Below are 13,630 nucleotides of genomic sequence, written 5' to 3'. Positions count from 1 at the left end.
TTTTTTACTGACTTAGCTTTTTGTTTAAAGGAATGAAAAAACTCTCTACTACAGGTACTTAAGTTTATAATTATAATATTTACCTCAACAGAATCACTCAAAGATTTTATTTAAGGTATTCTCTTTCTTTAACGTATATTTTCTCCTATTCCCCCCATTAAGAAATTCTTAAGATTTTCTTCATAATTTTGTTACGTATTTCTTAATATTTACACTTTATACTGAGTTTAGGATTTAATTGTGAGAATTAAAAAGGAGGATCTTCATGCTAGAGCTGAAAAATGTAACGAAGCGTTATGGAAGAAAAGTTGTACTTGATGACGTTTCAATAGAGTTTAAAAAGGGATATATTACTTGTTTACTTGGTTTAAATGGGGTTGGAAAAAGTACAACAATGAAATCAATTATGAGATTAATTCCAATTAATAAAGGTGAAATTTTAGTTGATGGAGAGAAAATTACTCAAAAAAATATTAATAAAATAGCATACGTGCCTGATATTCCAATTCATGATCTAGGATGGACAGTTCCACAAAACTTAGAGTTTGCTAAAGTCTTTTATCCAGGATTTGATACCGAAAAAGCTGAACGTATGATTCAATTGTTTAAAGTCCCAACAGATAAAAAACTAAAGGAATTATCTAAAGGAAATTTAGCCCGTTTTAATATTATTGTAGGAATGTGTCAAAAAGCACCTTATATTTTATTAGATGAGCCATTTAGTGGAATCGACGTTTTTACACGTCAATCATTCATTAGTATGTTAAAGTCTGAATTTTTAGATGAAGGTCAAACCGTCGTAATTACTACTCATGAAATCGATGAAGTTCAAGATATAGCAGACTATGTTGTTTTATTAGAAGAAGGTCAAGTCTTTGCTAATTTCTCTAAGGCTGATGCACAAGCTGAAGGGTTAACTATCGTTGAAAAAATGAGAACTTTATATTGTGAGGTGTAATAATGAAATTTCTAACATTAATCGAAATTGAAATTAAAAAAATCCTACCTTGGTTGGGCACTTTATTTATCGGACTAACAGCTTTATCAACTGGAATGTTCTATCGCTCGATTGGTAATTACAAAAATGAGATGCTACCTGAAATCATGAGTAGCTCAGTTTCAGAATATGTACAATCTAATGGAAAGCTAAGCTTAGTTCAAATTTTTGATAGTACAGCTTTCTTGCCCTTATCCTATATTTTTGCTGCTATCCTTTTAGTTTGTGTTGCCTTCTACTTATGGTATAAAGAATGGTTTGGAGCATCTAAACGTATTTATATGCTTCTTTCTTTAAAAGGACAACGTTTCTCAATTTTCTTATCTAAGTTAGTCATTATCCTACTGTCTGTTTTTTGTTTTTATGGGGTAATCTTGATTAACTTAGGTATTGGCGCTTTGTTGATGAATGCTTTACTGCTTGATGGAACGGTAGCTAATCAATTAATGACAACGATGTTACAAAAATCTTATTTTATTGGGATGATATTACCACTCTCTATCAGTGATTTTATCTATAAGATAGCGTTTATTATCTTAATGTTTAGTCTCATTTCAGTTTTTGTCTTATGCGATCGTTCAAAAAAAATCTTTGGATTAATTGCTGGGGCTATTTTTGGCATCGCTAATATCGCCTTGTTTATTTATACAAAAACATTGTATTTATATATCGATGAGCGATTTTTTGTTGATTATGGATTTGTCTTTGGAATGAGTACCGTTAGTATTTTAATTTGCGCATGGCTTTTAAATAAAAAAGTTTCAATTTAGGTGAGGTGAAAATATGAAGTTATATCATATTATTGGATTAAGTACAGCTAGTTTATTATCATTAGGTGCTCTAGGATTGATGGTACAAACTGAAGCGACACCATATAATACAGATTTCCGTTTAGAAACATTAAGTGGGAATGTTACAGCATTAAATGGAATTCAATTAGAAAATATTACAAAAACAGGACCTAATCAGTTTTCTAAAGTCATTATTACAGGAGAGAATGCTTCATTGACACCAACTAAATATGATACGTTTCATGGAGTCGGAGAAGATGTATTAGAAAATCGAGAATTATACCGTCACTTAACATGGCCGGAAACATTAGAAAATGATAATTATTTGATAACGGCCAACTTTAATTACTCTTACCTCTATACGAATACTGAGCCTGTTCTTCGAATTCGTTCAAAAAACAAGGACACAGGACAAATTAATATCCAAGAAGTTTCACTAGATCAGCTGCTATACGGTGAAAATATCATGACTGAATTTCTAACTGAGAATAACGGAAAATACTACTACATTGCGAAGGTTTATGATCAACGTGGGAATAAAAATGACCGTATTCTCACTTATGAAATTGATCCAACCACATTAAAATTAAGCCTAAAGTATGAAGAAGAACTTTCTGAATGGTCGTCAATATATGTTCACAATGGCGTGATTTATAGAAATCCTAATGAATCAAATCATTTAATGATAACAACACTCGAGACTAACGAAACAAAAACTTATAAAATGAACGGAGTTGATGAATACGTCTATATTGAAAATATTACTACAGTGAATAATGAACTATTTTTCCTAATTGATTCAGTTATTATGAAAGCATCTTTTAATGATGACAATCAGGAAATCAATTTAACTCCAACTCAAACACCAAGCTTTATTGAATCATCAACAAATGAATTTGAATCAATATATCCACAGAGTCTCACTGAAAATAATGATTTAGTTTATACAATGTATGAATCATACAATACTAATTCAAGTACACAGTACTTATCAGTGCTAGATCCTTCAACCGATAAAATTATTTATGAAGGAAAAATCATGATTCGTCCTGATCAAGGGTTAGTTAATAATTATCAATTAAAAACTGTAAATCAAGACTAATCAATCTCCTTCCCCACCCTTTAACATAATCATAATAAAAACACGACTTCTATGTCGTGTTTTTATGTTATAACATATGAAAAAGAAGCCATCACAACACAAAAGGTGTCTAGATGGCTTCTTTTCCCGGGTTCTCATATCTTATTTATTAAAGACGTTTTGGGTATCTTTTACTTTAAAATACCATTATATATGTAATGATATTTTAGTACTTATGGGAGTTTCGTTCAAAAATAATCTAAAATTGGGTAGTCTTTCAGATTATTTATACTAAGTAAGAAATAATATGAGTTGGGAGCTCTTATTCCCTACCTATTGTGCATAACATACCCTATTAAAATTAGGAATGATAATAGAATCTTGTACTGTATAATTGATATAAATACCTGATCCATGTTCACAATGTTAGAATCAATTAGAGAAAATAAAACGGCTACTTTATATCCGATTATCTTATCATATAGTGTATTGATTCTATTAAAATTATAATACATTTTGCATCATATTGTCAATTAATGCCGAAAATAAATAAAGTTATCTTATCAGTAACCAATCATTTAATTATACGTTGCTAAATACTGTAGCTTATTGATTAAAAGATAAAAGAATTATTGAATGTGTATAATTACATAAAAAAAACAAGTCTGATTTTATATTATGACCATTGAAAAAACAAAACATAGATTACCCCCCTGTCGTAAATACGTTGCATTAATTAATGAATCACTTTCTAAAAAATTTCAAAACTTATCTATTGGATGACATGTCTGCTGAGGAAATTTTCATTCTTCATAATTCTTATCAGGTAATTATGATTCTGCAGCAAAGATTTATTCCCTGAAACTACAATTGATGCCTTCTTCTTAGAATATCATAACAATCATAAGGGTGATTTTATTTCACTACATCAAAAATCAAGTTGTTATTATTGGTTTAATTACTTGCAATTGCGCTAAATTAGAAGATGAAAACGCAATCATATCGAAGTAATAGCCCAATAGGTTACTATTCATTAATTATGTTAAAAAACAACAATTTTTTTCGAATTTATAAATAATTTGTCGGATTCGGTAGAAACTATTACTGGTTATTAGTTAACCAAACATCTAACTAGAGTTCCTCCTTTTATCTGATTTCACGCTCCTATTCAAAAAGTCCATGCTAATTGATTATTAGCATGGACTTTTATTGATGAAAAATATAAAACTACAGCTGTTTATTTAACATCAATTCAACTGGTAATAAGTTAGGATTTGTTCGTACTGCAAATTCAACAAACTTAAATCGGTCAGCACGATGCTTAGATATTGTGTATTGAAATAAACGACCATCTGACAAGTAAGTATAACTTTTAACAACAACAATCATTTCATCATCTTTAATATCTAAGTATTTGCGATCAAGCTCCGATACTTTTTGTACTGTAATTTCTTTCTTAGCATAGCCAATTTGAATATTTAATTCCTGCTCGATGTATTTATAGATAGAATCTGTACAAATTTCTTCTGTTAAGCCATCAACGATATCACGTCTGATATAGTCCTGATCTAGGATTACACGTTCCCCATCAATTCGACGTGTTCTTAAAATATTCCAAACTTCTTGTTCCTCTGTTAAATTAAGCTTATCCATAATATATTTATTATTTTTAACGACTTGAAATTCTTCAAGAATAGTTTGACTTTCCATATGCTCTTGTTGCGAAAGTTCAGAGAAACTTGTAATTTTTGCAATTGGGAAATTTAGTTTATGAATATCACTTACAGTTGCTAATTTTCCACGTGCCTTTGTAATGTATCCATTTGTTACAAGCATATTTAACGATTTACGAATCGTATCACGTGACACCTCGTATTCTTTCATTAAATCAGCTTCTGATGGTAAACAATCTCCAACCTTATAAATATTATTCTCTATTTTATTTAAAATATCATCATATATTTTAACGTATTTACTTTTCATTATTAATCACCTTATTTATTCTATCATGTGCCCTATTATATCTCAATATACAAAAAGGACCGCACCATTATGATGAAGTCCCCTTTATTGTTATACACCTTCAAACTTTTTATTTTTCTATTTTGAAAAGATTTGATGCTTTAGTATAACTATTATTTAGTTTTTTTATAGAAAATAATTGATTCATATGGACGAAGCGTCATTTGATTAGTTAAATTTTGTGATTCATAATTAGAAAGTAAACAAGTATAATCATCAAAATCTTCGATATTTAATGTTACTGTTGTATCTTTTCCATAGAAATTATTTAAAACAATTAAAACTTCATTATCTAATAAACGGCGATATGCATAAACAGCTTCATGATCAACTAACATTGGCTCATATATTCCATCTGCAATGACATTGTACTGTTTTCTTAATTGGATTAATTTTTTATAGTGGTTATAGATTGAATTCTCATCAGATAAGTTACGTTCAACGTTAATTGTTTCATAATTATCAATGACTCCTATCCATGGTGTTCCTTCACTAAACCCTGCATTGACATTGCTATTCCATTGCATTGGTGTACGTGAGTTATCACGAGAACGAGCCATGATAATATCGTATGTTTCTTCTTCTGTATGTCCTTGCTCTCTTAAGATATTATAATAATTTAAGCTTTCAACATCACGATATTTATTAATATCATTAAAGTAAGGATTTGTCATTCCAATCTCTTCACCTTGGTAAATATACGGTGTTCCACGTAAACAATGAATAGCTGTTGCTAACATTTTTGCTGATTGTTTATGATAGTTTTTATCATCTCCTAAACGTGAAACAATACGTGGTTGATCGTGGTTACACCAGAAGACTGCATTCCATCCATTCCCCTCCATCATACTTGTTTGCCAGGTGTTAAGTAAGTCTTTTAATTCAGCAAAATCAAATTCTTTTAGCTTCCACTTATCTCCATCCTTATAATCTACTTTTAAGTGATGAAAATTAAACACCATGCTTAATTCTTTTTCATCTGGATTTGAGTATTTTAAACAGTTTTCAATTGTTGTTGAAGACATTTCTCCTACAGTAATAATATCCTCATGCTTACCGAATGTATTTTCATTTAATTCTTTTAAATATTGGTGAATACGTGGTCCATCTGTATAGAAGCGACGCCCATCACCAATATAATCATTTTCAAGAAGATCTGGTTTGGAAATTAAGTTAATAACATCTAATCGGAATCCTTTAACTCCTTTTTCAATCCAGAAGTTTACAACATTATAAACTTCTTGACGTAATTCAGGGTTCTCCCAGTTTAAATCAGCTTGAGTTACATCAAATAAATGTAAATAATATTCATCAAACTGTTCAACATATTCCCATGCGTTTCCACCAAATTTAGAAACCCAGTTTGTTGGCGGATTCCCATTTTCACCTTTTCTGAAAATATAATAATTTTTATATTTTGGATCTCCTTGTAAAGCTTTTTGGAACCAAACATGATGAGTAGATGTATGATTAAACACCATATCTAACATGATTTTGATATTACGTTTTGTTGCCCCTTCAACTAAAGCTTCAAAATCTTCCATTGTTCCATAAGCAGGATCAATATTATAGTAATCTGCAATATCATATCCATTATCATTTTGTGGAGAAACAAAGAATGGTGTTAACCAAATATAATCAACGCCTAATCCTTCTAAGTAATCTAATTTTTCTACGACTCCACGTAAATCACCTAATCCATCATTATTCGAATCATTAAAAGACTTTGGATAAATTTGATAAACAACACTATTCTTAAAATCTTTCATACTATAAACTCCTTCTTTATTGCACGAAATGGATAATACAGACTCCCCTTTTTCCCTCAAGAGGAGAATGAAATTAGGTATTACTATAATATCCATGTACTATTTATTTTTAAATTATTTTAATTTCTTTTTAGCAAATACAATTGTTAAAATGAATGGGATAACAACTGCTGCAAGCATCGCAACTGCGAACATTAACATATGTTGTGGTTGAATTGATAAGATTCCTGGTAATCCACCAATTCCTACTGAGTTAGCCATAACTCCTGTTCCGACTGAAATAACTGCTGCTACTGCAGAACCAATCATACCAGCTAAGAATGGGAATCCATACTTCATATTGATACCGAAGATTGCTGGTTCAGTTACACCTAAATAAGCTGAGATACAAGCTGGGATAGAAACTTGTTTTTCTTCCTCATTTTTACGGTTAACATAAATCATCCCTAATACTGCTGAACCTTGTGCAATATTTGATAAAGCGATCATTGGCCATAACATTGTTCCACCAAATTCAGCTACTAATTGTAAATCGATTGCATTTGTCATATGGTGTAATCCTGTAATTACTAATGGTGCATAAGCAAATCCAAATACTCCAGCAAATAACCAAGAGAATGTTGATGTTAATCCTGCATAAACAACATTAGAAATCCAAGAACCAATTGCCCATCCAACTGGACCTAAAACTGTATGTGCTAATAAAACAGTTGGCACTAAAGCAAAGAATGGAACAATAATCATTGAAATTGCATTTGGAGTAATCTTTTTGAAGAATCTCTCTAAGTAAACTAATGTAAATCCGGCTAACATTGCTGGAATTACTTGAGCCTGATATCCAATCATATCAACTTTTGCAAATCCAAAATCCCAAAATGGAGCAACTGCATCTCCACCTACTGCATAAGCATTTAATAACTGTGGAGAAACTAATGTAATCCCTAGTACAATCCCTAGAATTTGAGTTCCACCCATTTTTCTTGTTACTGCCCATGTAATACCTACAGGTAAGAAGTGGAAGATTGCTTCGCCAATTAACCATAAGAAACTATGTGTTCCTGCCCAGAATTGTGAAACTTCGATTAAGCTCTTCGTTCCATCTTCAAACATTTTGATATCACCAATGACATTACGGAATCCTAAAATTAAACCTCCGATAATAATCGCTGGAATTAATGGTGAGAAGATTTCAGCTAAGTTTGCCATTAAACGTTGAATCCAACTCATATTTGATTTAGCAGCTTCTTTTACATCTTCTTTACTTGCCTCTTCAATACCAGCAATACTTGTAAACTCATTATAGAATGTAGAAACTTCATTTCCAATAATAACTTGGAATTGACCTGCTTGTGTAAATGTTCCTTTAACTAATTTTAATGCTTCAATTTTTTCAACATCTGCACGTGATGGATCAACTAAAACAAATCGCATACGTGTTACACAGTGTGTTACCATTGAAATATTATCTTTACCGCCAACAAATTCTAATAATTGTTGTGCTTCTACTTGATATTTCCCCATAGTAGACCTCCTAAGTATTTAATCAATTTCCAAAACCTTTTGCAACATATACGTATATGAATACGTTTTATTAAGGGTATTTTCTGCTATATATACGTATTTGTTTACTACTTTATCGCGCTTTCATTTTATCTTATACGTATACCTTTTGTCAACAATCGTTTTTGCAACGTTTTCATCCTTTTATTTCCATACGAAGGGTTATAGATACATTTTATTAACTTATTAGAAAAAAGGCAGATGTGATAAGATGACCTTTTATTGTTCAATAAGATTATAAAATTGCTCGATTCCATTACATAGCAAACATATTTTAAAGTTCATAAATAACTGGTTGCAATTTTAAGCTGATTTCGTTATTAACTTGGCCTTGCTGATTATAAAATTAATTTAACTTTCATATTGTAGTCTTAACTATAATCAGAAAAATGATTTAGTAAAATTTTCTTTAGTTTTCCATATATAATCTAACTTTGATAAAATGCCATATCTGTCATTGAGTTCGATTACATTCAAATAAAAACAAAAAACCAATGCCAAATTGACATTGGTTTTGTATTGCACTTAATTAAAGAAAGCTACTCATAAATTCATTAACTAACATGTGTTTTAGATTTCGCATTATCTTTATACACAGTAGTTTTAGTTAATGCACTACAGCGTTTCCTATGTAATTCATTAAGACTGTGTAACTGAGCAGGTGCTAATTTCATAACACTCGCCTCCTTTAAGATTAAGTTACACACTTAATATTCCAGAAGTTCATTTATTTTATGCACTTATTTAAGCAGCTGATTTAACGTCGTAATTAAGCTTTCAATAGTGGTATTATCAACACCTTGGAAGCTACGTAATGCACGAAGAGGTATTTCTTTAACCATCTCTAACTGGGCTTCTTTATCTACATTTTCTTCTCCAATAACCCCAAGTAACTCATAAATAACTGGTCTTAGCTGAGGGTGTGAAACTAACTCGTTAAATGTTGTATTCCATGTCACCTTAAACGGTAAGTCTATTGTACTTGTCACAGTAATCGTCTCTTCTAATTTTATATCCCTTGAAGATTTAGCAATCAAAATACGATATTGTCCTGTTGGTACATACCAGTCTGAAATTCCCGTATGATAATAAGCAAAATCACGTTTTGTTAAAGTAAATGAAACAGTTTGAGTTTCACCTGGTTGTAAGGCTACTTTTTCAAATTGTCTCAACTCTTTTACTGGACGGATGGCTGTTTGTGTTAAATCTTGTACATATAATTGAACAACCTCTTTACCAAAGACTTTTCCTGTATTCGTGATATCGACACTTACTATTAATGATTCATCATCACGAATATGATCTTGATTAACCACTAAATGACTGTATTCAAATGTGGTATAGCTGCATCCGTGACCAAATGGAAATAGAACTGGTATTTCCTTTGTATCATAATAGCGATAACCAACAAATACTTTTTCATCATAGTAAATTTTATTATCAACGACTTTATATGAAAGATATGATGGGTTGTCTTCTAAGCGAATTGGGAACGTTTCAGCTAGTTTTCCAGATGGATTCACAACACCAAATAATAAATCCACCGTTGCCTCTCCAACGGCTTGTCCGCCAAGATACATCTCTAAAATCGCAGGCACTTCATCTACCCACGGCATCTCTACTGGCGATCCATTGTGTAAGACGACAACCGTGTTCGGTTGAACGGCTGCCACTTGTTTAATCAACTCATTTTGACAGTTTGGTAACTTCATATGAGTTCGGTCATAAAACTCTGACTCTGATGAATCTGGTAATCCTGCGAAAATAACAGCCACTTCACTCGACTTTGCAAGCTCGATAGCTTCATTTAATAAATCTTCTCTTGTCTCATCAACATCAGTCACAAAACCTTGAGCAAAATGAATATGCTCCATTCCCTCTACAGCATCAAGCGCACTACTTACTTTAAAAGAATTAATATGTGAGCTTCCCCCTCCTTGATAACGAGGTTCTTTAGCAAAGGCACCAATAAATGCAATCTTAGTATCAGTCGCTTTAAGTGGTAATACATCATCATTCTTCAATAAGACGGCACTCTCTGTTGCAATATGGCGCGCTAATCGATGATGTTCTTCTTTATCAAAAATGGCTGGTTTTCGATTATCCACAAATTCAAAAATCTTACGTAAAATACGTTCAACACTTTTATTTAATACTTCTTCACTTAATGTTCCATCTTTAACAGCTTGCAATAATAATTGATCATTTGTTCCGTTGCTACCCGGCATTTCTAGATCCATTCCTGCTTTTAATCCCTTTACTCGATTATTAACTGCTCCCCAATCACTCATGACATAACCATCAAAGCCCCATTCATTTCTTAAAATATCGGTTAATAAATAATGAGATTCAGATGTAAATTCCCCATTCAAACGATTATATGAGGTCATTACAGTCCAAGGTTTTGCTGATTTTACCGCTCGTTCAAATCCGGGTAAGTAGATTTCCCGTAATGTTCGTTCATCAACCTCTGCACTTGCTGTCATTCGATAACTCTCTTGATTATTACAAGCAAAATGTTTAAGGCTTGTCCCAACATGTTGACTTTGAACACCTGTAATATGAGATGCTGCCATCTCCCCTGTTAAATAAGGATCCTCTGAAAAGTATTCAAAATTTCGTCCACCTAAAGGAGAACGCTTAATATTAATCGCCGGTCCTAAAAGAACAGCTACATTTTCTGCCTGACATTCTTCTCCTAAGGCACATCCTAATGTTTTTAATAAATTTCGATCAAATGAACAAGCAGTCGTTGCTCCTGTTGGAAAACAAACCGCTTTAATACTATTGTTGATATCTGAAAAATCTGCTTCGTCCGATTGTTTTCTTAATCCATGTGGTCCATCACTCACCATGACAGTTGGAATACCGAGATGTTCAACTGATTTTAATCGCCAAAAATCTGCTCCTGAGCACATCCACACTTTCTCTTCAAGCGTCATCTGACTAATGATTGTTTTAATAAATCTCATTCTTAATCTCCCCCCTATTACAAAACATTATATTCAGTAGTTAATTAACTTATTTACATTAATAAAATTTCCATACACAATTTAACCAACTTGTAACTTTAGAAATGATATCTCAACTTTCTCAGTTGAAAAATAATCATACCTCCTTAATCTTCTAAGGGAGGGCATCTATCGAGTATCGCTCTTGACAATTTATTCTTTTTACTGGATGACATAAAAAAAGACATCCTTTCTGGAAATACTAATGGTAACCAGCCAATAGAAAGGATGTCATCATTATGTTACCACCATTTAAAAAATTTATGCTTTTACCCAAAGAAATGCAAGCAACTTTTTCTGAACTAAAAATCAGTTCCCATTTACGCCAAGCTAACATTAAAAAATCTAAGGGGTTCTCTTGTCTTTACCTCTTTACGTTGATTTTTCTATTAACTTTTCATCATAGAACGTGGTTTCAATCTAAATTCTGTGATCGTAAAGCTTCTGATTTACCAGGAAAAGATGTGGTCTACCGCTTTTTAAGTACCTCTACTTACAATTGGCGTCGCTTCTTGCTTTCTTTAAGCTCTTACGTGATTTCACTTTGTACGAAACTCACAACGGATGATCGTGTTAATGTTTTAATTGTAGATGACTCTTTATTTGAACGTCATCGTAGTAAAAAAGTAGAGCTACTTTCAACGGTTTATGATCATGTCAGTCATAAGTATCTCAAAGGATTTCAACTGTTAACGCTTGGATGGTCGGATGGATATTCATTTATCCCTTGTAATTTTTCATTAATGGTAAGTGCCAAGAAGTTACTAGTCAATCTTTCATCAGAGATCGATAAACGCAGTAGTGGGTATAAGCGTCGTATAGAAGCACTGATCGATAAACCCACTGCCACTCTAAACTTGGTGAAACAAACTTTATCTCAAGGCATAGCAGCTGATTACCTCTTAATGGATTCGTGGTTCACAGAAGCTCCCTTAATTAAAGAAGTGATGAATGAGGGGCTTGATGTCATTGGGATGGTTAAAAAGACTTCTAAACGATTTTATCAGTATAAAGGAAAGAAATTCCCACTTCAAACATTGATAACACACTGTAACGTCAATCAAAAGATATTTTCTCATCAAGAGGGAAGTCTAGGATCCATTCAAGTTAAATTAAATAACGGCATTCCAGTTAAGATCGTCTTCATTCGTCATCGAAAATATAAAACAGAGTGGTTAGCGATTTTAAGTACAAACACAAGTTTAAGTGATGAAGAAATCATTAGGATCTATGGTTACCGTTGGGACATTGAAGTGTTTTTTAAGTGCAATAAATCTCACTTAAAATTGAATAAAGAATTTCAATGTCGTTCATATGACTCAATGATTGGACATACAACGATTGTTTTTACACGTTATATCTTTTTAGCGTGGGAGAATCGTAAAACGAATGACCCTAAAACATTAGGAATGATTTTTTATGACTACTGTTCAGAAGTCAAAGATGTGGATTTAGAAACAGCATTAAAAGGACTTTTAACGATGGTTCAAGAAATCATCGACCTAGGAGAAAGAGAAATTACAATTAACACAGAAGTAGTGAAAAAACAACTAGACAATTGGATGATGACTTTACCTAATTACATCAAGGGGTTATTAGGCTTTTCGTTGTGCGAAAGTTGAGATGATATACTAAATTCAACAAATCATTGGAGGGATTTTAATGGAAATGACTAAAAAAGACACAGACTTAAATGAAAGTTCATTAGATTCAAGGATGAGTGATAAACAAGCAGAATCAACGATTGAAGAAAGCTTTCATGAAGAAAAAGCTGAAACAAATGAGTCAGAAACTAAAACAAAACCTTCTTTACTGGACTCAATTGTTCAGTCATGCAAAGCATATATAAATAACTTGTTAACTAACTTACGACATGATAATCGTTCATTGGTTACGGGATTAGCTGTTGTCAGTGCGATTTCATGTTTCTTAACCGCCTCTTTTGCCTACTTCACTCAAAATCATCCTACATCACAAAACACTTATTTATATGACCAATCCCCATCTAATACTGCAGATTTTTACTATCAATATTCCATCGAACCTTATGGAAATTATCCACAACCTTTTTATTTTGAATCAAACAGTTATCCAACCATTATTGATGAGATTCAAAACATCTTTGATGAATTATTTGGCGAATCATCTCATCATTTTTTTCAATCTTCTAACGAATCAAATTTTCCAAATAGTAAGTTGCAAGAATTTTAACTAATAACTCCTTATTAATCAGCAAATTCAAAGCATTGAGACTTTATATAAGCTTAATGCTTTTTACTTTTTTAGGGTATATACCATTTTGATTATCATTCAAATAAAAAGCCACCTTGACCTAATCATGCCTAAATTCACTTAAAAAGATAATCTATCATTTGTAAAAAAATAAGATTCATATTATA

The 13,630-nt window shown here is 31.9% G+C and carries 9 protein-coding genes; 5 read left to right on the top strand and 4 right to left on the bottom strand.

What is annotated here, in order from left to right; genetic code table 11:
• Positions 1–265 precede the first annotated feature (265 nt).
• The 3 genes from J0J69_RS10050 to J0J69_RS10040 are packed head-to-tail and all read left to right on the top strand — an operon-like array spanning position 266 to position 2,890.
• Positions 266–958, top strand: a complete 693-nt coding sequence (locus J0J69_RS10050; RefSeq protein ID WP_055245238.1) for an ABC transporter ATP-binding protein — start codon at positions 266–268, stop codon at positions 956–958.
• 2 nt (positions 959–960) lie between these two features.
• Positions 961–1,767 (top strand): hypothetical protein, encoded by an 807-nt coding sequence (locus tag J0J69_RS10045; RefSeq protein ID WP_212725979.1) that lies wholly within the window; start codon positions 961–963, stop codon positions 1,765–1,767.
• Positions 1,768–1,780: 13 nt separating this feature from the next.
• On the top strand, positions 1,781–2,890 hold the full coding sequence (locus J0J69_RS10040; RefSeq protein WP_212725978.1) for a hypothetical protein: 1,110 nt from the start codon (positions 1,781–1,783) through the stop codon (positions 2,888–2,890).
• Positions 2,891–4,096: 1,206 nt separating this feature from the next.
• On the opposite strand, the gene treR is transcribed toward J0J69_RS10040, so the two are convergent.
• The 4 genes from treR to J0J69_RS10020 all read right to left on the bottom strand — a co-directional run bounded on the left by treR (position 4,097) and on the right by J0J69_RS10020 (position 11,192).
• Positions 4,097–4,852: a trehalose operon repressor gene (treR, locus tag J0J69_RS10035; RefSeq protein WP_212725977.1), complete on the bottom strand. Its 756-nt coding sequence runs from the start codon at positions 4,850–4,852 to the stop codon at positions 4,097–4,099.
• Between the two features lie 152 nt (positions 4,853–5,004).
• Entirely contained in the window at positions 5,005–6,660 is a 1,656-nt protein-coding gene (gene treC / locus J0J69_RS10030; protein WP_212725976.1) for an alpha,alpha-phosphotrehalase, read from the bottom strand.
• Positions 6,661–6,774: 114 nt separating this feature from the next.
• Positions 6,775–8,181 carry a PTS system trehalose-specific EIIBC component gene (treP, locus tag J0J69_RS10025; RefSeq protein WP_212724342.1) on the bottom strand — a complete coding sequence of 469 codons (1,407 nt, stop codon included), beginning with the start codon at positions 8,179–8,181 and terminating at the stop codon, positions 6,775–6,777.
• A 779-nt stretch (positions 8,182–8,960) separates the two neighbouring features.
• Positions 8,961–11,192 (bottom strand): glycoside hydrolase family 3 C-terminal domain-containing protein, encoded by a 2,232-nt coding sequence (locus J0J69_RS10020; RefSeq protein ID WP_212725975.1) that lies wholly within the window; start codon positions 11,190–11,192, stop codon positions 8,961–8,963.
• A 278-nt stretch (positions 11,193–11,470) separates the two neighbouring features.
• On the opposite strand from J0J69_RS10020, the gene J0J69_RS10015 reads away from it, so the two are divergent.
• Positions 11,471–12,853, top strand: a complete 1,383-nt coding sequence (locus J0J69_RS10015) for an IS4 family transposase (RefSeq protein WP_370456870.1) — start codon at positions 11,471–11,473, stop codon at positions 12,851–12,853.
• 40 nt (positions 12,854–12,893) lie between these two features.
• Entirely contained in the window at positions 12,894–13,442 is a 549-nt protein-coding gene (locus J0J69_RS10010; RefSeq protein WP_212724340.1) for a hypothetical protein, read from the top strand.
• The last annotated feature ends 188 nt before the right edge of the window (positions 13,443–13,630 follow it).

It is taken from the genome of Turicibacter bilis (assembly GCF_024499055.1).
Classification (GTDB): Bacteria; Bacillota_I; Bacilli_A; order MOL361; family Turicibacteraceae; genus Turicibacter; species Turicibacter bilis.
Note: the sequence above shows the minus strand (reverse complement) of the source record. Positions and strands in the feature narration are given on the sequence as shown.